This is a genomic window from Streptomyces sp. PL-25 (assembly GCF_058344915.1).
On record NZ_CP136997.1, the window covers coordinates 2,734,840 to 2,756,131 of the forward strand.

16 protein-coding genes and 1 tRNA gene are annotated in these 21,292 nt (G+C 72.6%); 4 read left to right on the plus strand and 13 right to left on the minus strand.

The annotated features are described in order from the left end of the window. Position 1: 1 nt before the first annotated feature. Positions 2 to 217, plus strand: a complete 216-nt coding sequence (locus tag R4Z62_RS12175) for a hypothetical protein (RefSeq protein WP_491519814.1) — start codon at positions 2 to 4, stop codon at positions 215 to 217. On the opposite strand, the gene R4Z62_RS12180 is transcribed toward R4Z62_RS12175, so the two are convergent. From R4Z62_RS12180 to R4Z62_RS12195, 4 genes are all read right to left on the minus strand, one after another. Next, positions 214 to 1,008, minus strand: a complete 795-nt coding sequence (locus tag R4Z62_RS12180; RefSeq protein ID WP_491519815.1) for a S16 family serine protease — start codon at positions 1,006 to 1,008, stop codon at positions 214 to 216. The two genes, R4Z62_RS12175 and R4Z62_RS12180, sit on opposite strands and share 4 nt — an antisense overlap. Before the next feature lie 30 nt (positions 1,009 to 1,038). Next, a complete protein-coding gene (locus R4Z62_RS12185; protein ID WP_018565548.1) occupies positions 1,039 to 1,680 on the minus strand; it encodes an IclR family transcriptional regulator in 642 nt (213 codons plus the stop codon). A 349-nt stretch (positions 1,681 to 2,029) separates the two neighbouring features. Next, entirely contained in the window at positions 2,030 to 3,823 is a 1,794-nt protein-coding gene (locus R4Z62_RS12190; protein WP_064533376.1) for a DEAD/DEAH box helicase, read from the minus strand. Positions 3,824 to 3,941: 118 nt separating this feature from the next. Then, entirely contained in the window at positions 3,942 to 5,492 is a 1,551-nt protein-coding gene (locus R4Z62_RS12195; RefSeq protein ID WP_491519816.1) for an MFS transporter, read from the minus strand. A gap of 218 nt (positions 5,493 to 5,710) precedes the next feature. Here R4Z62_RS12195 and R4Z62_RS12200 point away from each other — a divergent pair. Further along, a tRNA-Cys gene (locus R4Z62_RS12200) sits at positions 5,711 to 5,782 on the plus strand. A 30-nt stretch (positions 5,783 to 5,812) separates the two neighbouring features. Here the strand turns inward: R4Z62_RS12200 and R4Z62_RS12205 are convergent. Continuing rightward, entirely contained in the window at positions 5,813 to 7,675 is a 1,863-nt protein-coding gene (locus tag R4Z62_RS12205; RefSeq protein ID WP_491519817.1) for a DUF262 domain-containing protein, read from the minus strand. A gap of 296 nt (positions 7,676 to 7,971) precedes the next feature. Between R4Z62_RS12205 and R4Z62_RS12210 the strand changes: the two genes are divergently transcribed. Both R4Z62_RS12210 and R4Z62_RS12215 read left to right on the plus strand, forming a co-directional pair. Further along, positions 7,972 to 8,367: a restriction endonuclease gene (locus R4Z62_RS12210; RefSeq protein WP_491519818.1), complete on the plus strand. Its 396-nt coding sequence runs from the start codon at positions 7,972 to 7,974 to the stop codon at positions 8,365 to 8,367. A gap of 171 nt (positions 8,368 to 8,538) precedes the next feature. Next, positions 8,539 to 9,270 (plus strand): DUF4365 domain-containing protein, encoded by a 732-nt coding sequence (locus tag R4Z62_RS12215; RefSeq protein ID WP_064533380.1) that lies wholly within the window; start codon positions 8,539 to 8,541, stop codon positions 9,268 to 9,270. Between the two features lie 78 nt (positions 9,271 to 9,348). Here the strand turns inward: R4Z62_RS12215 and R4Z62_RS12220 are convergent, their stop codons facing one another. The 8 genes from R4Z62_RS12220 to R4Z62_RS12255 all read right to left on the minus strand — a co-directional run bounded on the left by R4Z62_RS12220 (position 9,349) and on the right by R4Z62_RS12255 (position 21,174). Further along, on the minus strand, positions 9,349 to 10,521 hold the full coding sequence (locus R4Z62_RS12220) for an SUKH-4 family immunity protein (RefSeq protein ID WP_491519819.1): 1,173 nt from the start codon (positions 10,519 to 10,521) through the stop codon (positions 9,349 to 9,351). A gap of 136 nt (positions 10,522 to 10,657) precedes the next feature. Then, positions 10,658 to 12,982, minus strand: a complete 2,325-nt coding sequence (locus R4Z62_RS12225; RefSeq protein WP_491519820.1) for a xanthine dehydrogenase family protein molybdopterin-binding subunit — start codon at positions 12,980 to 12,982, stop codon at positions 10,658 to 10,660. Next, positions 12,979 to 15,183: a 2Fe-2S iron-sulfur cluster-binding protein gene (locus tag R4Z62_RS12230; RefSeq protein ID WP_491519821.1), complete on the minus strand. Its 2,205-nt coding sequence runs from the start codon at positions 15,181 to 15,183 to the stop codon at positions 12,979 to 12,981. Before R4Z62_RS12230 ends, R4Z62_RS12225 begins: the two co-directional genes overlap by 4 nt. Beyond that, positions 15,180 to 16,073: an FAD binding domain-containing protein gene (locus tag R4Z62_RS12235; protein WP_018565542.1), complete on the minus strand. Its 894-nt coding sequence runs from the start codon at positions 16,071 to 16,073 to the stop codon at positions 15,180 to 15,182. Before R4Z62_RS12235 ends, R4Z62_RS12230 begins: the two co-directional genes overlap by 4 nt. A gap of 341 nt (positions 16,074 to 16,414) precedes the next feature. Further along, positions 16,415 to 18,058: a beta-N-acetylhexosaminidase gene (locus tag R4Z62_RS12240; protein WP_491519822.1), complete on the minus strand. Its 1,644-nt coding sequence runs from the start codon at positions 18,056 to 18,058 to the stop codon at positions 16,415 to 16,417. A gap of 4 nt (positions 18,059 to 18,062) precedes the next feature. Beyond that, the gene (locus R4Z62_RS12245) at positions 18,063 to 18,908 is read right to left on the minus strand and encodes a carbohydrate ABC transporter permease (RefSeq protein WP_355477100.1); all 846 of its coding nucleotides are present in this window, start codon (positions 18,906 to 18,908) and stop codon (positions 18,063 to 18,065) included. Then, positions 18,905 to 19,867 carry a carbohydrate ABC transporter permease gene (locus R4Z62_RS12250; protein ID WP_064533385.1) on the minus strand — a complete coding sequence of 321 codons (963 nt, stop codon included), beginning with the start codon at positions 19,865 to 19,867 and terminating at the stop codon, positions 18,905 to 18,907. Before R4Z62_RS12250 ends, R4Z62_RS12245 begins: the two co-directional genes overlap by 4 nt. Further along, positions 19,864 to 21,174 (minus strand): extracellular solute-binding protein, encoded by a 1,311-nt coding sequence (locus R4Z62_RS12255; protein WP_064533386.1) that lies wholly within the window; start codon positions 21,172 to 21,174, stop codon positions 19,864 to 19,866. The genes R4Z62_RS12250 and R4Z62_RS12255 overlap by 4 nt, the downstream gene beginning before the upstream one ends. Positions 21,175 to 21,292: the final 118 nt, after the last annotated feature.

Consider the following 21,292-nt stretch of genomic DNA (forward strand, 5'->3'; position numbering starts at 1 on the left):
GATGCACTCCGAGATCCATCTCGCCCTGCACCACGACCGCGCCGCCGCACTCCGCGCGGAGGCCGACGCCGACCGCCTGGCCGACGGCGCACGGCAGCGGCAGCCCCGTGACCTGAGGGGCCGGCTCGGCTGGACCCTGGTGGAGGTCGGCCTGCGGCTGGCCACGGCCGCCCCCGCCGCCCCGCTGACGGCCCGACAGCTCGGTACGGCCGCCTAACAGCTCGGTACGGCGGACTCCTTGCCCTCGCGCAGGGCGGTCAGGGCGGTGATCGCGCCCTTCAGCGTGGTCACCGGGACCAGGCGCAGCCCCGCGGGCAGTTCCGCCCCGGCGTCCTTGCACTCGGCCCTGGGCACCAGGAAGACCGTGGCGCCGTCCCGCCGCGCCGCCTGCGTCTTGAGGCCGACCCCGCCGACCGCGCCCACCGTGCCGTCGGGGGTGATCGTGCCGGTGCCCGCGATCGTCCGGCCGCCGGTGAGATCGGCGCCGCCGCCGGCGCCGTGCAGCTTGTCGACGATGCCCAGGGAGAGCAGCAGCCCCGCGCTGGGACCGCCGACGTTGGCGAGATCGAGCTTGACGTCGATCTTCTCGCCGGACCTGCCGAGGTACTTCAGCGCCGCCTGGGTCGCCGAGTCCTGCGACTCCTTCATCTGCGCGGCGTTGTGCTGCTCGATCTGCCGTACGGTGTCGCCGCTCGGGTAGACCGCGTCGCGCGGCATGACCGCGCGGTCGGTCGCGAACCAGCCGTCGATCACATCGCTCAGCGAGATGCGCGCGTCCGGGCCGGTCGCCTCGATCGTCGTCATCCGCAGCTGTCCGGTCGTGCTCCGCACGGGGGCCCCGGAGATGGTGATCACCTGGTTGCCCTTGTAGCTGCCGAGCACGTCCGCCGTCGACCCCGGCTGCGCCACCGAGAACGGCAGCGGCGCGAAGACCGCCGTGGCGATCAGGGCCACGACGGGCAACGCGCAGACGGTGAGGGCCTGGGGACGTGTGAGGCGAGAGAGCACGGAATCAATCTACGCGACCGCGCTGCACCCTCATCTGAGTGCCTCGGCCACCTCACGGGCCGCGTCCACCACCCGCGGCCCCACCCGCTCGGGCACCGCGTCGGCGAGCATCACCACCCCCACACTGCCCTCGACGCCGGTCACCCCGAGCAGCGGCGCGGCGGCACCGCAGGCGCCCGCCTCCAGTTCGCCGTGGGTGAGGATGTAGCCGGGTTCGGCCGACGGCTGGCGGCGGGCGGTCAGTATCGCCTTGCCCGCGGCGCCCCGCTCCAGGGAGTGGCGGAAACCGGCCCGGTAGGCCACGTGGTAGTCGGTCCAGGTCGGCTCGACCACGGCGACCGCGAGCGCCTCCGCGCCGTCCACCAGCGTCAGATGCGCGGTCGCCCCGATGTCCTCGGCCAGCGACCGCAGCGCGGGCAGTGCCGCCTCGCGCACCAGCGGGTGCACCTGGCGGCCCAGCCGCAGCACCCCGAGCCCGACCCGGGCCCGGCCGCCCAGGTCGCGGCGGACCAGCGCGTGCTGTTCGAGAGTGGCGAGCAGGCGGTAGACGACGGTCCGGTTCACGCCCAGTCTCTGGGACAGCTCGGTGACGGTCAGTCCGTGGTCCGTGTCGGCCAGCAGTTTGAGGACCCGCAGTCCCCGGTCGAGCGTCTGGGATGTCTCCGCGGTCACGACGCCCACTCCTTCAGTGGTGAGGTCGGCGGCGCTCATCGCGGCGGGGCGTCACCGAGTCCCGTCAGTGACGCGCGACAGAGGCCGCCGATCGGCCGGCGGGTCCGGGGGCGCTCCCGGACTCGGTCGCTTCACGGCTGCGCTCCGCGGCGGCGCTGCCACGGGGCGTGTGCGTAGCGGGACAGTAGCGAAGCCGGTTCGCTGAGCGGAAGGCTCCGTCCAGAATCCGGTCAACGACCGAAAGGAACTGCTCGCGTTCGTCCCGATACGTACCGCACCCGCCTGCACACATCCCTCACAGGCCCCCGGGGCCCCACGACCGCCCTCCGGCCGCCGCGCACCCGTGCCGTCAGCGCATCCGGGTCGCCCACTCCTGCACCTTGGCGATGCGCTGGCGCAGCTGTCCGGCGGTGGCCTCCGCGCTCGGCGGACCGCCGCACACCCGGCGCAGCTCGGTGTGGATCACGCCGTGCGGTTTGCCGCTCTGGTGGACGTAGGCGCCGACCATGGTGTTGAGCTGCTTGCGCAGCTCCATCAGCTCCTTGTGGGTCACCACCGGGCGCCGCTCGGCGGGCAGTTCGAGCAGATCCGCCTCGTCGTCCGGCTTCTTGCGGCTGTGCGCGATCTGCCGCGCCTGCCGCTTCTGGAGCAGCATCTGCACCTGCTCGGGCTCCAGCAGCCCCGGGATGCCGAGGTAGTCCTGCTCCTCCTCGCTGCCCGGGTGGGCCTGCATGCCGAACTCGGCGCCGTCGTAGAGGACCCGGTCGAAGACGGCGTCGGACTCCAGCGCCTCGAAGGGCAGCATGTCCTGCTCGCCGGTGTCCTCGTCCTGCTCCTTGTTCGCCTCGTCCATCTCCTTCTCGGACTCGGCGTAGGGGTCCTCCTCGCCCTCCTTCTTCGGCTTGTCGAGGGCGTGGTCGCGCTCGACCTCCATCTCGTTGGCGAAAGTCAGCAGGTCGGGGATGGTCGGCAGGAACACGGACGCGGTCTCGCCGCGCCGCCTGGACCGTACGAAACGGCCGACGGCCTGGGCGAAGAAGAGCGGGGTGGAGATCGTCGTCGCGTACACCCCGACCGCGAGCCGGGGCACGTCGACGCCCTCGGACACCATGCGCACGGCGACCATCCAGCGGTCGTCGCCGTGGCTGAAGTCGTCGATGCGCTGCGAGGCGCCGGTGTCGTCGGACAGGACGACGGTGGCGCCCTCGCCGGTGATCTCGCGGATCAGCTTGGCGTAGGCGCGCGCGGAGTCCTGGTCGGAGGCGATGACCAGCGCACCGGCGTCCGGGATGGCCTTGCGGACCTCGGTGAGCCGCTGGTCGGCGGCGCGCAGCACGGACGGCATCCACTCGCCGCGCGGATCGAGCGCGGTGCGCCACGCCTGGCTGACGGCGTCCTTGGTCATCGGCTCGCCGAGCCGGGCCTCGATCTCGTCGCCCGCCTTGGTGCGCCAGCGCATGTTGCCGCTGTAGGAGAGGAAGATGACCGGCCGGACGACGCCGTCGCCCAGCGCCGAACCGTAGCCGTAGGTGTAGTCGGCGGACGAGCGGCGGATGCCGTCGTCGCCCTCCTCGTACGTGACGAAGGGGATGGGGTTGGTGTCGGAGCGGAACGGCGTACCGGTCAGCGCGAGCCGCCGGGTGGCCGGCTCGAACGCCTCCAGGCAGGCCTCGCCCCACGACTTGGAGTCACCGGCGTGGTGGATCTCGTCGAGGATGACGAGGGTCTTGCGCTGCTCGACGCGGTTGCGGTGCAGCATGGGGCGGACGCCGACACCGGCGTAGGTGACGGCCACTCCGTGGTACTCGCGGCCCAGCGGGCCCGCGCTGTACTCGGGGTCCAGCTTGATGCCTACGCGTGCGGCGGCCTCCGCCCACTGCTTCTTCAGGTGCTCGGTGGGCGCGACCACGGTCACCTGCTGGACGACGTGGTGGTGCAGCAGCCAGGAGGCGAGCGTCAGCGCGAAGGTGGTCTTGCCGGCGCCGGGGGTGGCGACGGCGAGGAAGTCGCGCGGCTGTTCCTGGATGTACTTCTCCATCGCGCCCTGCTGCCAGGCACGCAGCTTGCTGGCGGTTCCCCACGGAGCACGGCCGGGGAAGGCGGGCGAGAGGTGATGGGAGGCGGCGGCGGCGGTGGTAGTCACGGTCTCCGGTTCGCTGTGCTGGGGGGCTCGGCTACGTATGACAACCGGGCCACCCTACCGGTGCCCTCACCCCTGCCCTGAGCCGACGACACCCCACCGGGGGCGGGTGCGACACGGGTCACAGATCATCCGTGACGTCTTCCGTGACATCGGCCGTGATGGGGTGTCCGCCCGTGCCCTCGGGGGTCCGGAGCCGCCGCGTCACCCACGCGCCCGCGAGCGCCACCCCCGCCATCGGCAGGAAGACCGCCGCGAAGGCGGCGGGATGGGCGGCGGTGCCGGTGGCCGCCCCCGTGGTGTGGGCCACCGTGCCGCCGCCCAGCGCGGCGAAGGCGGCGCCGCCCGCGGCGAGCAGAAGCACGTTGGAGAGGGCGTCGGACAGTTGGAGGGCGGCGGAGTTGGCGCCCGCCTCCTCGGGGGCGGACAGCTTCAGCAGGAGCACGCTGGTGGAGGAGATCACCAGGCCCATGCCGAAGCAGCCGAAGCCCCAGGCGACGGCGACCGTCCACACCGGGACGGACTGGATCAGCACGCTCGGCGCGGCCGCGATGGCGACCGCGACCAGCACCATGCCGAGCGTCATCAGCCGCTCCCGGTACGCCGCCGGGCCCGGCCGGGACTGCACCCACGAGCCCAGCGCCCAGGTGGCCCCGCCCGCGGCGAGCGAGAAACCGGCCAGGGTCGGGGACAGACCGCGCTGGGTGACGAGCATCAGCGGGACGAAGGACTCGGCGGCGATGAACGACCCGGCGGCCACGCCGCGCAGCAGCACCACGGAGGGCAGGCCGCGCGCCGCCCGCCAGGTGCCGTGCGGCAGCAGCCCGCGCACGGCCGGCACCAGCAGCGCGGCGCCCGCCGCACCCGGGAGCAGCGAGATCCAGCGCAGATCCTGGGCCGCGTACTGGAGGAGCCCCGCGCCGAGGGAGAGGACGAGGGCGAGCCGGATGCGGCGGGCGTCGAAGGCCGGCACGGCACCCCCGCCCCCGGCCCCGCCCTCGTTCACCGGGCCCGAGGCGCGGCGGCGTATCTGCGGCAGGGCCATCGCCAGCGGGAGCACCACCAGAACGGGGATGCCGATGAACACCCAGCGCCAGCCCAGGTGTTCGGTCACCGCGCCGGAGGCGAGCGGCCCGACGATCGAGGGGACCACCCAGCCCGCCGCGAATGCCGCCATGATCGCCGGACGCAGCCGCTCGGGATAGGCCCGGCCGACGACCACGTACAGCGCGACGATCACCAGTCCGCCGCCCAGGCCCTGGACCGCCCGGCCCAGGATGAACACCCACATCGTGCCCGCGGTGCCGGCGAGCAGCAGCCCGGCGGCGAACGCCCCGATGCCCGTGGTGAGCGCGGCCAGCGGACCGCGCCGGTCCGCCCACTGCCCGGCGAGCACCATCCCGAACAGGCTGGTGGTGAAGTACCCCGAGAACGCGAACGCGTACAGCGGCACCCCGTGCAGTTCCCGCGCCGCGACCGGCATGGCCGTGCCCACGGCGGTCGCCTCGAAGGCGATCAGCAGCACGACGGAGACGATCCCGATACTGAGCGCCCGGTAGGCCCGGCCCAGCACCGACCCTTCCGCCGCCTCCCGGACGGGCGGCGGAGCAGGCGTCTGGGATCTGCCAGGGGTGTCGGCGACATCGGCGTCGCGCGGTTCGAGGGCGGTCATGGTCGCCAGCGTAAGGTCCGCAGCCCGCTTCGACCCCTGTCCGGAGTCGCCCCCGCGACGGGACCTTGGTCGTACGACCCGACCCCCCGCCTCCCTCCTTTCATGAACGCCGTATGGCAGTCCCGTTGCACCCCCGCCTCTCCCCTTGAGCCCCCCGCCCCACCCGCCCTACGGTCATCACACCGACACGGCGGCCCGCCTCACGGCCCCGCCGACCCGGCCGTGTGCCCGAGTGGTTGAGGGACTCGCCTGCAAAGCGAGTTACGCGGGTTCGATTCCCGCCACGGCCTCCGACTGCCTGACCAGTCAGCTCCCGTTCGTCAGCCGGTGTCGCCCTCGGGCTTCGGCCACGCCTGGAGGGCGATACGGGCAAGCCACAAGGTGCGCAGCTGAATCCGGTCCTCGTCCCAGCATTCGGCCCACTGCTCGTTGCTCCACTTGTCCCGGAGCTCCTCCGGTGCGGAGAGCACTGACGAGGTCGTCAGCCGCAAAAGGCTGTGGGCACCCAGGCTGTCCTTCTTATGAGGCCATTCCCGGTTGCTCAACGACGGGTTGAGCTTCGTGGTGGTGAGCGTGAGATTGCCGAGCTGATGCACCGCCTCATGTCGCTTCTTCAGGCCTTCCTCGCTGTCACCGTCGTTCAGCGGCCAGTGCGTCTCCCATTTCTGCGGCAGAACATGCTCGATGTTCAGCCGGGGGTCCGCACTGGAGAGTGCCGGCGCGTGCTCGGTCTTCGGCGTCCGCAGGTGATTCTCCAGTCCGACCAGCAGGGCCTTCAACCGGGCACGGTAGGAACGACGGTAGAGATCGTCCGCCATCAGGGCGGCAAAGAACGTCCGGTCGTCAGGCCACAGCCGGGCGTCGGCCGTTTGGTTCCACAGGCTGCGCACGACGGCGTCACCTGCCCGAGCGGGATCGCTCTGCTGAACGTCGGCCAGTACCTGGACGAAGAGTCGGTTGTAGTCCTTCGTCGTCATCAGGCACACGGCTCGCCGCATGAGAAAAGAGTCGATGGCGCGGGCCGCGATCGCCCGCTGATCGCTCGGTACGCCGTCTGTCGCGTGCAGATAGAGCAGCACCGGCCACGGCGTCGTCGTCATGGTCTGCATTCGGTCGAGCAACCGGCCGGTGGGATCGGTCAGCGGCAGCCCTCGAACCCGCTGGTGCGTCTCGGCGTAGTGCCTGATGTCCCGGATCACGTCCGAAGCCTGTCGGCCGCTTTCCGGCAGCCACTTCTTGAAGTCGGCGAACAGATGGTCCACCAGGACGTCTTGACGCTTTTGAACGGTCAGCCAGTAGGCCAGGAGCAGGTCGATCAGGGCACGTCTGATGCGTCCGGTGGTGACCTGACCGCGCCAGGGTTCGGCATCCAGCGGCAGCCAGGCGTTCATCAGCAGCTCTTCGGAGTGCTGGTGCTCCCCCTGCGACTCGACGGTCTGGAAAAGGAGGTTCTTCACGAGGTCCGCGGCGTCGAGGCGCACTCCACGGTGGTTCAGCGCCTCGAAGATCACCTGCGGGTCGTCACCCGCGTCCAGGACGATCTCGACGAGCTGCATGCGCTCCTGAAGCGTGTAGAACAGGTCGTCGAGCCGCTGGGCCGGGTTGGGCGCGGCCTTGGCCCAGTCGCCGATCTCCTGCTCGAACCACACGCGGGCTCGGACCAGCCGGTGGTCGGGTGCGGGTGCCGTACCGTCGTCGCCGCCCCCGCGTACGGCCCAGAGGAATGCCGCACGGTCCTGAGGCAGCGGCCAGACCTTGTAGCGGTCGTCCGGGAACGCCTCGTGAACCGTCTCCGCCCGGTTCTCCAGCAGACTCGTGAAACGCCCGACGACGCTGTCGGCGGCAATGCCGTGGGCGACAGCCCGAGCTGCCGCGAAGAGGATCTGCAGCGTGGTCATACGCTGCTGACCGTCGATGATGTGGGACGAACCGAGGCGCCGGGGCGGCCGGTAGCGCTCCTGTACGACCACGGCGCCCAGGAAGTAGGTGCGCGGCTTCGACTGCCCCGTACCACTCTGGGACTCTGTCTCCGCCTCCACTTCCTCCGCCGCCGTCCGAACGTCCGTCCACAAGGGTTCCCAGTTGCTCTCCTGGTCCCATACATAGGGCCTCTGGAAGATCGGGATCACGCTCTGGTGGTCGTTCGCGAAAACCTTCCCCAGCTTGACGTCGCCGGCCTGCATCGCCCCTCCGGTCCCCCAGCACCTGCATGGTCATCGCAGCGTATCGGCGCGGCGCCGGATCCGGACGCCCTTCCTGTGAACGCCCGCACTCGTGACGCCGAGTGAGCTGGCGGCCCTCGGACTGGATCATGAGCGGTTCGCCCTGACGTCCGAGAGAGCAGAGGAGGGCCGCCGGCCGTGCAGAGCGCTACCAGGCTCTTCTCCGGCTGACCGCGTCCCTGAAAGAGCAGGCGCGTGCCCTGGAGACGACCGCACCCGCCCCGGCCGAGCCCCGTGCGGTACCCGACTGGTTCGCCTTGTCTCCGGCCGAGTTCGAGTACGCCGTCGCCGAGTTGTGCCGCGAGGACGGCTGTACCCGGGTGCAGGCCGTCGGCGGGGCCGGGGACCTTGGGGCGGACGTCGTCGCCTGCACCCCTGGCGGGAGCAAGGTGGTGGTCCAGTGCAAGCAGTACCGGAGCAAAGTCACCAGCCCCGATCTGCAGAGGTTCGCCGGAACCGCGTTCGACATCCACCGTGCCGACGGGGCGGTGCTGTTGACCACCGGAACCGTCACCACCCCCGCGGCTCACCTGACCAAGGCTGCGGGCATCGAGATCGTGCACGCCGACCGGCTCGACCGGTGGGCCGACGGAAGAGACCGGCCGCCCTGGCATCAGAGCCGCGCTCCGCTGCCGCCCGAAGGCGGACCCTGACCGGGCCGCACAACCTGTTCGGAGCTCCGTCAGACGCGGCGACGCGGTGCGGGCCGGTGCGCCGCGCAAACGGCCGCCCTGCCCTTTCGCCTCTGCCCGGCCATAACCTGGTCTCCGCACAGCATGGGGGGATCGATGCCAAAGGTGCCGGAGAGCCGGCGTATCGGACGCATGGCAGTCAATGAGCTGCGTGCGCTGTTGGAGCGGCACGGCCACATCGTGCAGGAGATCGACGGCGGCAACGACCACGGCGAGGATCTGCACGTCACCTTCGTCCAGGACGGGCAGCGGACGGAGGACTCGGTAGCCGTGCAGGTGAAGGGGGGAGTTTCGACCCGCACCCGACGCGGGCACCGCGTCCCGGTCGGCGATCACGGGGACAACTGGCGCGACGGCAGCCTCCCTGTGCTCTGCGTGGTCCACGACCCCGATCGCGGAGGCCTGTTCTGGGCCAATGCGACCCGTCAGCTTCGTCGGGCCAGGGCGCTGCGCAGAGCGGCGAAATCCATCGTCGTCTCCAGGGAGTCTGTACTGGACGACGTGAGCCTCCATGCGTTCGTACAAGGCATGCGGCACTACCTGGCCCGGGAACGCGAGGGAGTCGGCAGGTGGGGGGATATGGCAGATGTCGAATTCGCCCCGGACGACATCGTCAAACCCTTCGAGAACGAGGTTTTCGAGCCCATGGTCTTCTGGCAGCGCCGCGGTCAGCCGTATGCGGTCCTGCTCCACCACGACCTCGACTGGGAGCCCAGGATCGTACAGGAGTCGATGCTCCGCTTCCGACCGATCCCTTCGGTCGGCGATGTCATCCTCGACATCGCCGAAGCCCACTGGCTGATGGGCTGCTTCAAGTCCACCGAGTGGTGGCGCCGGCCGATCGAGCGGCATGACCCCGTCTGACTTCCACCGTGCCTCCGCAGGAGATTCCCAGGGCTGATCGCCGCACGGCCTCCGGATGAGGGCGGGGCAGGTGGAGGGTCACAGGACTCCGCCTGCCTCGTCCTGGAACATTTCTGTCCAGTAGTGCCAGTCGGTGTCCGGGGCGGTGCCCGTCGGGTCGATGGATGTGAGGGCCTGGATCATGAGCATCGCGAGCTGGTCGTAGGCGTCGGTGGTGAGTTCGGCGTCGAGGTCGGCGTCGATCTGCTTCTCGCGGTGCAGGAGCCAGAGGGTGTAGGCGAGGGTGGAGACGTCTGTGTTGAGGGGGCGGAGCAGGGCTTCCTGTTCGCTCCAGTCCCAGACCGTGCCCGTGGCGCCGTCGACGACCAGGCTGTTGTCGGCGACGAGGTGGCCGAGGCGTATCAGGCGGTCGGCGGGGACCGGGAGTCCGGTGGGCGGCAGGGGCGGCCGGCCGGCGTCGGTGTGGTGCTCGGTGAGGGTGGGCAGGGGGACGTCGGTGTCCAGCTGGAAGAGGATGCCGTCCTCGGGGAGGCCCGTCTCGCGCAGGAAGCGGCGGGTCGGCTCGTGGGTGAGGGCGGCGGGGAAGTCGACGTCCTCGAAGCGGGCGACGCGACCGGAGCCGAACTCCGTCTCCAGGAGGCGGACGGGCAGGTCGAGGGCGAGGCCCGAGCGGGTGCCGGGGCCCGCGATCAGGGCCAGGGGGCGGATGAGGGCGGCGGCCTTCCAGAACGGCGGCACCTCGCCGTCCGTGCCCTCCTCGAACACGGCCAGGAGCTGACGGGACGCCTCCGCCACCGCCTCCGGGCCGTACCGTCCGGCGTAGGAGGCGAACTGGCCGCGCAGGCCCGCCAGTTCCTCCGTGACCGCGGCGAAGCGGACCAGGGCGTCCAGGGACGGGGCCAGCGGGGCGGCGTCCATCAGGTCGGGGCGGTCGTGCAGGAAGTACGTCGTGGAGACCTCGCCGGTGCCGCCGTCCAGCAGCAGCGTGTCCGTCTCCAGACCGCCGGGGCCCAGCAGACCGCCTATCACCAGCTGGTCGCGCAGCTCGGCGTCGAGCCCGCCGGGGTCACCGGTGGAGTCGGCCACCGTGCGCAGGCCGTCGCGGCGCAGCGGAGCGAACGTCAGGTAGGCACTGTCGGCCGGCAGGCCGGGGCCGGTCAGCCGGCGACGGGTCGGCGCGTGTGTGACGTACGGGTCGAGGGCGGCCTCGGGCAGGGTGATCACCGCGGTGGCGGCGCCGGTCGTGCTCATCTGTCCCCCGTGTCCCGTGTTTCCGTGTGTCCCGGTGCGGGTCGGATCGCCGAAGCCGTCCTCCCCACTGCCCAGCACACTACGCCGCACCACTGACAACGCCCCCGGCCTGGGGAAACACCCGGGGAACGGGTGGTCACCCGCCGGTGACGACCGCGGCCTGGGGGCGGATCGGCAGGCGGTTGACCGGGCGGCCGGTGGCGGCGCGCACGGCGGAGGCGATCGCCGCCGGGGAGGTGACGACCGGGACCGCGCTGACCGCCTTGGCGCCGAAGGGGGCCACGACGTCCCGTTCCTCGACCAGTCGCACGATCTGGATGTCGGGCGTGTCCAGGGCGGTGGGCAGGGCGTAGCCCGTGAGGTCGGGGTGGCGGAGCAGGCCGCGCGGGGCGCGCAGGTTCTCCGTGAGGGCGATGCCCACGCCCTGGGTGACGCCCGCCTCGATCCGGGCGGCCAGCTGCGCGGGGTTGAGGACGCGTCCGACGTCCTGGGCCACGGCCAGCTCCACCACCCGCACCGAGCCCAGTTCGATGTCCACGTCCACCACCGCGCGGATCGCGCAGAAGGCGAGGCCGACGAAGGCGTCGCCCTGGCCCGACTCGTCCAGCGGCTCCGTGGGGTGCGGCCGGCACTGCGCGGTGGCCCACAGCTCCTTGCCCTCCATCGCCTCGGTGACCGTGGTCGACAGCACGCCGTCGTAGGAGGTGATCTTGCCGTCGGCGATCTGGAGGAGTTCGGTGGACATGCCGAACTTGTGCGCCAGCGGTTGCAGGAGCTGGGTGCGGACCATCTTCGCCGCCCGTTCCACCGCGCCGCCCGACACCCAGGTGTGGCGGCCTCGGCAGCCCGCGCCGGCCGAGGGCTGGTCGGTGTCGACCGGGGCCACGCGCACCTCGTCGACGCCCAGGGTCTCCTGGACGATCTGCCGGGCGAGCGTGGTGAATCCCTGGCCGGTCTCGACGGCCGCGCAGAGCACGGTCGCGACGCCGTCGTGGACCTTCACGGTGGCCGTGGACACCTCGTCGGCGCCCTCCGCGCCGAGCATGTGGACCATGCCCAGGCCGTAGCCCACGCCCCGGCGCACCGCGCCCGGATCGCCCGCGCCCTCGGGACCGCCGGGCAGCAGCCACTCGTCCTCGGGGGTGTCCTTGGGCAGCGGCGGCAGCGGCTGGTCCCGTACGGCCTGGAGCAGTTCGGCGACCGGTGCCGGACAGGTCACCGTCTGGCCGGTGGGCAGCACGTCGCCGGTGGCCAGCACGTTGCGCAGGCGCAGTTCGGCCGGGTCGACGCCGAGTCTCCTGGCCAGTTTGTCCATCTGCGCCTCGTAGGCGGCGCACACCTGGAGGGCGCCCTCGCCGCGCACATGGCCCGAGGGCGGGTTGTTGGTGCGTACCGCCCAGCCCTCGATGAAGGCGTGCGGGACGACGTACGGGCCGCAGGCGAAGGACACGGCGGCGGCCAGGGCCTCGGCGGAGGTGTCGGCGTAGGCGCCCGCGTCCAGCAGGATCTGTGCCTCGACCTTCACCAGCCGCCCCTCGGCGTCGGCGTGGTGGCGGTAGCGCAGCAGGGTGGGGTGGCGGTGGACGTGGCCGAGGAAGGACTCCTCGCGGGTCGCCGTCAGCTTCACCGGGCAGCCGGTGCGCAGCGCCAGCAGGCCCAGCGGGAGCTGGAAGCCCTGGTCCTCGCGGTCGGCCGTCGCGCCGGGCACCCCGGTGACGACGATCTTGACGCGGTCGGGCGCGAGGCCGTAGCAGGCGGCGAGCGTGTCCCGGTCGGCGTGCGGGTCGGTGGAGGCCACGTACAGCTCGACGCCGCCGTCCGGGCGGGGCACCGCGAGCCCGGCCTCGGCGCCGATGGGCGCCGGGTCCTGGCGGCCGATGCGGTACAGGCCCTCGACGACGACCTCTCCGGCCGCCTCCGGGTCGCCGTGGCGCAGCGGGATGTGCCGGATCAGATTGCCGTCGGGGTGCAGTGGTTCGGCCTCGAACGCCTGCTCGGGGTCGGTGACCGGGTCGAGCACCTCGTACTCGACGATGACGGCGGCGGCGGCCATCCGCGCGGTGTCCGGGTGGTCGGCGGCGACGGCGGCGATGGGCTCGCCGTGGTGGCGTACGACGTCGGAGGCGAACACCGGCCGGTCGGCCCGGCCCCGGCCGTACAGAGGGCTGCCGGGCACGTCCTCGTGGGTGACGACGGCGCGGACACCGGGCATCTCGCGCGCGTGGCGGGTGTGGATGGACACGATGCGCGCGTGCGGGTGCGGTGAGCGCAGCACGGCCGCCCACAGCAGGCCCTCGGCCCACAGGTCGGCCGCGTACGGGAAGGTGCCCTCCGTCTTGGCGCGGGCGTCGGCGGGCGGCAGCGAGGACCCGATCCCGTGCGGCAGCGGCTCCGGCGCGGGCGTGGTCTCCGCGGCGGAAGCGGTGGCAGCGGTGGCAGCGGTGCCGGCTTCGTTGCTCACGCCTGGCCTCCGTCCTGGCCGTAGGGGTCGTGCGGGTGGTGCGGATCGTGCGTGTCGCGCGGTGGTTCGTGCGGGGTGTGCGCCTCGCCGTGGCCCTGCGGATCCGGGTGCGGGCGCGGGTGTCCGTGCGCGTCGGGCGTGTCGGGCGTGTCGAAGGCGGACGGGTGGACGCCGCCCGCTCCGGGGCCCGCCTGGTGCGGGATACGGGGCTCGTCGGCGTCCGGGGCGCCGCCGCCGTCGGCGGGGTGCCGCGCGGTGCGGTGGTCCGCGCCCGCGGACTCGGCCGCCGCGTGCTCCGCCGCCGCCTGTGCCTCGCGTTCGGCGACGACCTCCTCGACGGCCCGCAGGACGCCCTTGTAGCCCGAGCAGCGGCACAGGTTGCCGCACAGGGCCTGCCGGGCCTCGCGCTCGCTCGGGGCCGGGTTGCCCTCCAGCAGGTCGTGCACGGTCATCGCCATGCCGGGCACGCAGAAGCCGCACTGCACCGCGCCGCAGCGCGCGAGCGCCCGCTGCACGTCCGAGGGCCGCCCGTCGGCGGCCAGGCCCTCGACGGTACGGACCTCGCTGCCGGCCGTGGTGACGGCGGGCACCAGGCAGGAGGCGACGAGGCGGCCGTCCACCTGTACGTTGCAGGCGCCGCACTCACCCTGCGAGCAGCCGTCCTTGGCGCCCGCGAGGCCGAGCCGCTCGCGCAGCACGTAGAGCAGCGACTCGCCGATCCAGGCGTCGGTGACGGGGCGGTCCACGCCGTTGACGCGCAGCACGTAGGAGGCGAGCGGGTGTTCGTCCTGCGGTGGCACGGGGGGCGGGCCCTGGGGGTCCGGTGCGGCCGCCGTCCCGGGGTGGGGGGTGTCGGTGCCGGTGCCGTCCTCGGGCGCGACGGCTTCGGCGGCCGCCTCCGTGGTCGCGGACGCGGCCGCGACCACGTCCGGCTCGGCCGATTCGGTCGTCCCTGCCGGTCCGGTCGTCCCCGCCGGTCCGGTCGCTTCGGTCGGTCCGGTGTCCGTGTCGTCCGTGGCCGTGTCGGGGCCGGGGGCGGGTCCGGCCGCCGGGGCGGGGGTGTCCTCCGGGGCCGTGGGCGGCTCCTGGGCGGCCTGGGACGCGGCGGAGGCATCGTCGGCCGGGGCGGGGTCCGCGGGCGGCTCGGTGGCGCCCTCGGCGGCCTCCACGGGGTCTTCGCCGTCCTCCGCCGGGGTCTCCTCGGGGAGTTGTCCGGCGGCGGGCTCGGCCGGGTGGCCTGCTTCCGTGGGCTGCGCGGGCCGCGTGGCCTCCGGCGCCTCGGCGGACTCCTCCGCCGGTGCCTCCGGTACGGCCGCCTCAGTCGGCGCAGGGTGCCCCGGACGCCCGGAGGCGGCCCCCGGGTGGTCGGGCGTCGGGTGCTCCGGCGCCGGGGCCGGCAGACCGGCTCCGTACGAGTGCCCGGACGGGTCGCTCCCGTACGCCTGGTCACCCTCGTACGGCCGGTCACCCTCGTACGGCCGGTCACCCTCGTACGGCCGGTCGATCCTGTAGGGCCGGCCGTCGCTCGCGTACGGCTCCGCCGGGGCGGGTTCCTGGGCGGTCCGGCCCCACGGCTGGCCGGCGCCCTCCGTGGCCCACGGGGCGGGGGCACCGCCGGGCAGGGTGGCCGGCGGGGTGCCGCCCCACTGCTCGATGAGGGCCGACGTGGTGAACTCGCCGGATTCGTCCGGGATGTCACCCCCGGCCACGGGGATCGACCACTGCCCGGTCACATCGTGTCCGGGCACCGCTCCCCGCACCGCCGCCTCCTGGTGGTGGCCCGGGTGTTCCTGATGCCCGTGGACCTCCTGGAAGTTCCACTGCTGGGTCGCGTCCGGCCGGTAGGCGTACGGGTCGCCCGCGCCCGGGTCGCCGCCGGCGCCCTCGTCCTGCCGGGGCACCGCGTTCGGGTCGGGCCAGCCCGTTCCCGGGGCGGGGGCGGCGGGCACGCCGGGCACCGCCCAGGTGCCGGTGGCCGCCGGGTCGGTGGCCTCGGCCGGGGCGGCGGCGACCGTTATCTGCGGCGGCACATAGCCGTGGCCGGGCGCGGCGAGCGGGCTGTCGGCGGCCAGCAGGGCGTCGACACCGCCCTCGGGGAGCTGCACGAACGCGGTGGCGCCGTCGTCGTAGTCGCCCTGCGGCAGCGGGTCCCACCGGCCGCCGCCGTGAGGCGTGCCCTGTCCGTGCTGGTCGTCGGTCACGACAGCGCCCTCCCCAGTGCTCGTCGGGCCAGTGCGGCGACGGTCCGCCGCAGGTGCAGTACGGCGGGCGGAAGTTGCTGCACCGAGCCGTCCTCGGCCGGAACCGGGTCGGGGATGCAGGCCGCGGCCACGTACTCGCCGAAGGCGTCCAGCGCCTCCGGGACGATCGCGCGGCCGTTGTCCCAGTCGATGAGCGAGGCCACCCACTGCTCGGCGTCCAGCGGCCTGAGCGGCATCGGCGCTATGGCGCCCACCGCGCAGCGCACCCCGCGCCGGGCCGGGTCGAGGACCAGCGCCACGGACGCGACCGCGCGGCCGGGGCCGGTGCGGCCGGTCGCCTTGAGGAAGACCTGCGGCGCGTGCAGCAGCGGGACGCGTACGTAGCCGATGAGTTCGCCGCCGCGGAGCATCTCCACGCCGGCCAGCAGGTGCGAGACCGGCAGTTCGCGGCGGGCGCCGTCCGGGCCCGCGACGATCAGGGTCGCCTCCAGGGCGGCCAGCACCGGCAGCGCGTCCCCGGTGGGGGCGGCCGAGGCGATGTTGCCGCCCAGGGTGCCGGCGTTGCGGATGTGCGGCGGTCCGGCGGCGCGGGCGGCGGCGGCGAGCGCCGGGATCAGGGCGGCGAAGTCGGGGCGGCCCATCCGGGCGTGGGTGAGACCGGCGCCGAGCAGCGCGTGCCCGTCCTGGTACTGCCAGCCGCGGATCTCGCTGATCCGGCCGAGGCCGACCAGCGCGGCGGGCCTGAGCTGCCCGGAGTTGACGGCGGCCATGAGGTCGGTGCCGCCGGCCACGGGCACGGCGGCGGGCATGGCCGCGAGTGCCGCCACGGCCTCGTCGAGTGTCGTGGGCAGCGTGACGGCCTGCGCCGCCTGTGGTGCGTGCGTGGTCAAACCGGCTGCCCCTTCCCGCTGCCCCACTGGTCCCACCCGTGCTGCCGTACGGTACGGCCTGACAGGGCGGACGTGGCAACTCTGGCACATCTTCGCAGGGCTCGCGGACACGGGTCCGCGCGGAGGCGTTCGGCCACCTCATCGGGGGCCCGGTCCGTTTTGGCGCGGGATCACCGATGCGAGCGAATTACCGGCGTTCGCTGACTCTTGCGGTGTTTTTCCGCCGCCAGTTCGAGACAGCCGGGTGGCACGGACGGTGCGGCGACACGGCGGTGCGGTGCGGACGGCCACGCCGCCCGCACCGCACCCTCACTCGCTCTCCCCCGGGGAGGGGCCGCCCGCTACCTGACCGGCGGCGGGCCGTCGATCGGCCGCCCCAGGACGCCGGGCCTGCGCTGCCAGGGGTGCGGTCCGGCGGGCGGCCGGTAGCCGACCCCCAGCGCGTCCAGACGCCGGTAGTGGGCCGTCATCCGCTCCTCGAAACCGGCGAAGTCCCGCTGCTCGGGCGCGGGCAGGGCGCTCCAGGCGACCTCCGCGAAGGCGGCCAGCCGGGGGAAGGCCTGGTAGTCCACGCGCGCGGGGTTCTCCATCACCTCGCTCCACAGGTTGGCCTGGGTGCCCAGCACATGGCCGGTGAACTCCGGTTCCAGACCGGCCGGAACCGGCTCGAACCGGTAGACGTCCTCCAGGGTGCGGACGAAGCCGATCGGTACGGGTTCGTCGGCGCCGCCGTCCTGCCGGTGGTCCAGGTACACATGCTGCTCGGGACACATGACGACGTCGTGTCCCGCGCGCGCGGCGGCGAGGCCGCCCGCGTAGCCGCGCCAGGACGCGACGGCCGCGCCCTCGGCGAGGCCGCCCTCCAGGATCTCGTCCCAGCCGATGAGCCGGCGTCCGCGCGCGGCGAGCCAGGTGTCGAAGTGGCGGATGAACCAGGACTGCAGCTCGTCCTCGTCGGCCAGACCGAGCTCCTTGATCCGGGCCTGCGCGGTGGCCGAGGCGCGCCACTGCTCCTTGGGGCACTCGTCGCCGCCGATGTGGAAGAAGTCCGAGAACGGCGCGGCGTCCGGCGGGAAGAGGTCGAGCAGTTCCTCGAAGACGCCCTCGTAGAAGCGCACGGTGGCGTCGGTCGGGGCGAGCACGTTCTTGCTGACGCCCCAGTCGTCCCAGACGCCGAGGGCGGCGGTGTCGACCACGTCGGTGTTGCCGAGTTCCGGGTAGGCGGCGATGGCGGCCTGGGAGTGCCCCGGTACGTCCACCTCGGGGACGACGGTGATGTGCCGTTCGGCGGCGTAGGCGACGATCTCCCGGATGTCGTCCTGGGTGTAGTGGCCGCCGTGCGGCTTGTCCTCCCACAGCGGGGAGGCCCGGTGGCCGTACTTCGTGCGGGGGCGCCATGAGCCGGTCCCGGTCAGCTTCGGGTAGCGCTTGATCTCGACGCGCCAGCCCTGGTCGTCCGTCAGGTGGAAGTGGAGGACGTTGAGTTTGTGGGCGGCCATCAGGTCGAGGTAGCGCAGGACGCCGTCCTTGGGCATGAAGTGCCGGGCGACGTCCAGCATCACGCCGCGCCAGCGGAAGCGCGGGGTGTCCTCGATCTCGGTGAGCGGCAGCCGCCAGCGGCCGCCGGGCAGCGGCGCGCGCCGGAAGGCGGCCGGGCCGAGGAGCTGGCGCAGCGTCTGGGCGCCCCAGAAGAGCCCGGCGGGGCCGCCGCCCGCGAGGTCGGCGCCCCGCGCGGTGACCGTCAGGCGGTAGCCCTCGGGCCCGAGGTCGCGGGCGACGGTGTCGTCCAGGCGCAGGCGCAGGGTGCCGTCGTCACCGGCCGGGGCGGGGGCCAGCGGGAGTCCGGTGGCGGCGCCGAGGGCGGTGCGCAGCCAGCGTTCGGTGCGCCCGGTGCCCTCGCCCGCCGACACCGTGGTGTCCGGGCCCAGTTCGAGGAAGCGTTCCTCGTCGGCCGTCGCACGCCCTGGCTGGGGGATCACGTCCATCACGTCAGTCCTTTACCGCTCCGCCGAGGCCGGAGACGAGTCGTCGTTGTACGAGTACGAAGAAGATCAGTACCGGGATCGTCATCACCGTGGACGCCGCCATCACCCCGCCCCAGTCGGGGTCGTCGGGCTTGTAGAAGACCAGCAGCGCCATCGGCAGCGTCGACTGGGAGGTGTCGCTGATGATGAAGGACTTCGCGAACAGGAAGTCGTTCCAGGTCGAGATGAAGGAGAACACACTGGTCGCCACGAGTCCGGGGAAGACCAGCGGGAAGAGGATCTGCCACAGGAAGCGCGCCCGGCCGGCGCCGTCGAGGTAGGCGGCCTCCTCCAGGGCCTCGGGTACGGCTTTGACGAAGCCGCGCAGCATCCAGATCGCGAACGGCAGCGAGAAGGCGATGTGCGGCAGGATCAGCGAGCCCAGGGTGTTGAGCTGGCCGAAGTCCCGCATCAGGAAGAACAGCGGGATGGTGAGCGCCTCCACGGGCACCATCTGGGCCACCAGGAACATGATCAGCAGGGTGGTCCGGAAGCGGAAGCGGAACCGGGTGACGGCGGTCGCCGCCAGGAACGAGATCAGCGCGGAGGCGATCACCACGGTGCCCGCGACGAGCAGGCTGTTGAGGAAGTAGCGGCCGAACTCCTGCTGCCCGAAGACCCGCCGGAAGGAGTCCAGGGAGGGGGACGCCGTCCAGGGGCGCGGTTCGGTGGACTCGATCTCCCCGGCCGGTTTGAAGGCGCTCAGCACCATCCAGTACAGCGGGAAGGCGACCACGGCCGCGATCAGCAGCGCCGACGCCTCGGCGGCGAGCCGCCAGGGGCGGCGCACCCAGGTGCGCACCAGGCTCACAGCTCCTCCCCCTGGCGGCGCAGCAGCCGCAGATAGACCAGCGTCACGGCCAGCAGGATCAGCAGCATCACGACGCCGATGGCGGAGCCGAGGCTGTACTGCGAGGACGCGAACGCCTTCTGGTAGGCGTAGACGTTGAGGACGAGGTTCTGCCCGGCGATGCCGCCGCCGTTCGTCATGACGTAGATCTGGGTGAAGACCTTGAAGTCCCAGATGACGGACTGGATGGTGACCACGACGAGGATCGGCCGCAGCATCGGTGCCAGCACCGAGCGCCAGATCCGCCACTGGGAGGCGCCGTCCAGCGCGGCGGCCTCCAGCACCTCGGAGGGGACGGCGCGGATCCCGGCGTAGACGGTCACCATGACGAACGGGAAGGAGCACCAGACCACTTCGAGCAGGACGAGCAGGAAGGCGCTGTAGCGCCCGTACGTCCAGGAGTGGTCGCCCAGGCCGAGGATCTTGTTGACGGGCCCGAAGTCGGCGTCGAACAGCAGCAGCCAGACCGTGGAGCCGGTGACCGCGGGGGTCGCCCAGGCGCCGAGGGCGGCGAGCATCAGCGCGAGCCGCGGCACGGCGCGCACCCGGGTGAGGAGCACGGCGAGCGCGCAGCCGGCGGCGAGGGTGCACAGCACGCAGGCCGCCGCGAACACCACGGTGGCCAGCAGGACCCGCCAGAACTGGTCGTCGCCGAACAGCTCGGCGTAGTTGCCCAGGCCCTGGAAGGTGGCCGGCTGTCCGCCGCTGACCTGGGCCTGGGTGTACTCCAGGAAGGAGATCAGGCCGAGCTGGTAGACGGGGTAGACGAGCAGTCCGCCGAGGACGACGAGGGCGGGGGCGAGATAGAGCCAGGGGGTGACGGCGCGCCCGCCGGGGCGCGGGGCGCCGCGCGGGCGGCCGCGGAGCACCCGCGGCCGTCCGCGCACCACGCCCTGCGGGCTCGTGGGCGAAGCGGTCATCCGACGGAGCCGAACGCGTCGTTCATCTTCTTCGCCGCGTCCCCGGCGGCCGCCGCGACGTCCTTCTTGCCGCTGACGACCTCCTGGAACATGGTCGGCAGCACCAGCGAGGAGTCGATCTGCGCCCAGGCGGGCGAGGCCGGCACGAACTCGGTGCCCGCGGCGAGGGTGTCGACGAAGGGCTTCACGAAGGGGTTCTTGGCGGCGACTTCCCGGCGCACGTCCGTGAAGGTGGGCAGGAAGCCCATCGCGTCGAACGTCTGGGCCTGGGTCTTCTTCGAGGCGAGCCGCTCCATGAGGTCCACGGCGAGGCTGCGGTGGGCGGTGCTCTTGAGCACGCCGATGTTGTTGCCGCCCGCGAAGGCCGGGGCGACGGAGCCGGCCTTGACGCCCGGCAGCGGCACGACCGCGTACTTGCCCTTGGCCTTGCCCGCCTCCACGGCCTGGTGGTTGAAGTCGCCGCCGACCGCCATGGCGGCCTTGCCTGCGGCGAAGGCGGTGATGGTGTCGTTGCCGGTCATCCCGGCGCACTTGGCGGCGGGGCAGTTGTCGTCGCCGAACAGGCCCGTGTACTGCTCGATGCCCTTGCGGGCCGCGGGGGTGTCGATCGCGGAGGCGTAGGAGCCGCCCTGGCCGGTGGCGAGGGCGCCGCCGTTGGCCCAGATGAACGGCAGGGCGCCGTAGGTGTAGGCGCCGCCGACGGCGAGGCCGTACAGGTCGGGCTTCTCCGACCGGATCTTCCTGGCGGTGCGGGCCAGTTCGTCCAGGGTCTTCGGCGGCTGGAGGTTCAGTTCCCGGAAGACGTCCGTGCGGTAGTACAGGGCGCGGACGCCGACGAAGTACGGGGCTCCGTAGACCTTTCCGTCCACCGTGACCGAGGTGCGGGCGGTGGGGTCGGTGTCCTTGGCCTCCTTCCAGGCGCCGAACTCGGCGGTGATGTCGGCGAGTCCGCCGTCCTTGACGTAGCCGGCGGTGTCGGTGTTGCCGTACTCGATGACATCGGGGGCGCTCTTCGGGTCGTTGAAGGCGGCCTTGATCCGCTGGGCGCGGGTCTCCACGGGGATGTACTCGACGGTGACCTTCGTGTCCTTGTGGGCCGTGCGGAAGTCGGCGAGGACCTGTGCGACCACCTGTTCCTTCGGCTTGTTGTTGACCTCCTGGAACATCCAGAGGCGCACGGTGCCGGACTTCTCGTCCTTGCCGGAGGAGGAGTTGTCGGAGGTCTGCGGGGCGCAGGCGGTGGCGGTGACGACGGCCGCGGCGGCCAGCAGGGCCAGTCGGCCGGGGAGTCTTGCGGAGAGCTTCATGGAGCGGTTCCTCCGGTCAGTGTTGCAACATATGCAATGGCGGTTTTGCTCTGCACAACACCACGGAGGCTAGGTACTCCATGAACGCGACGACAAGAGGTCTCAACCACTCTGTGAC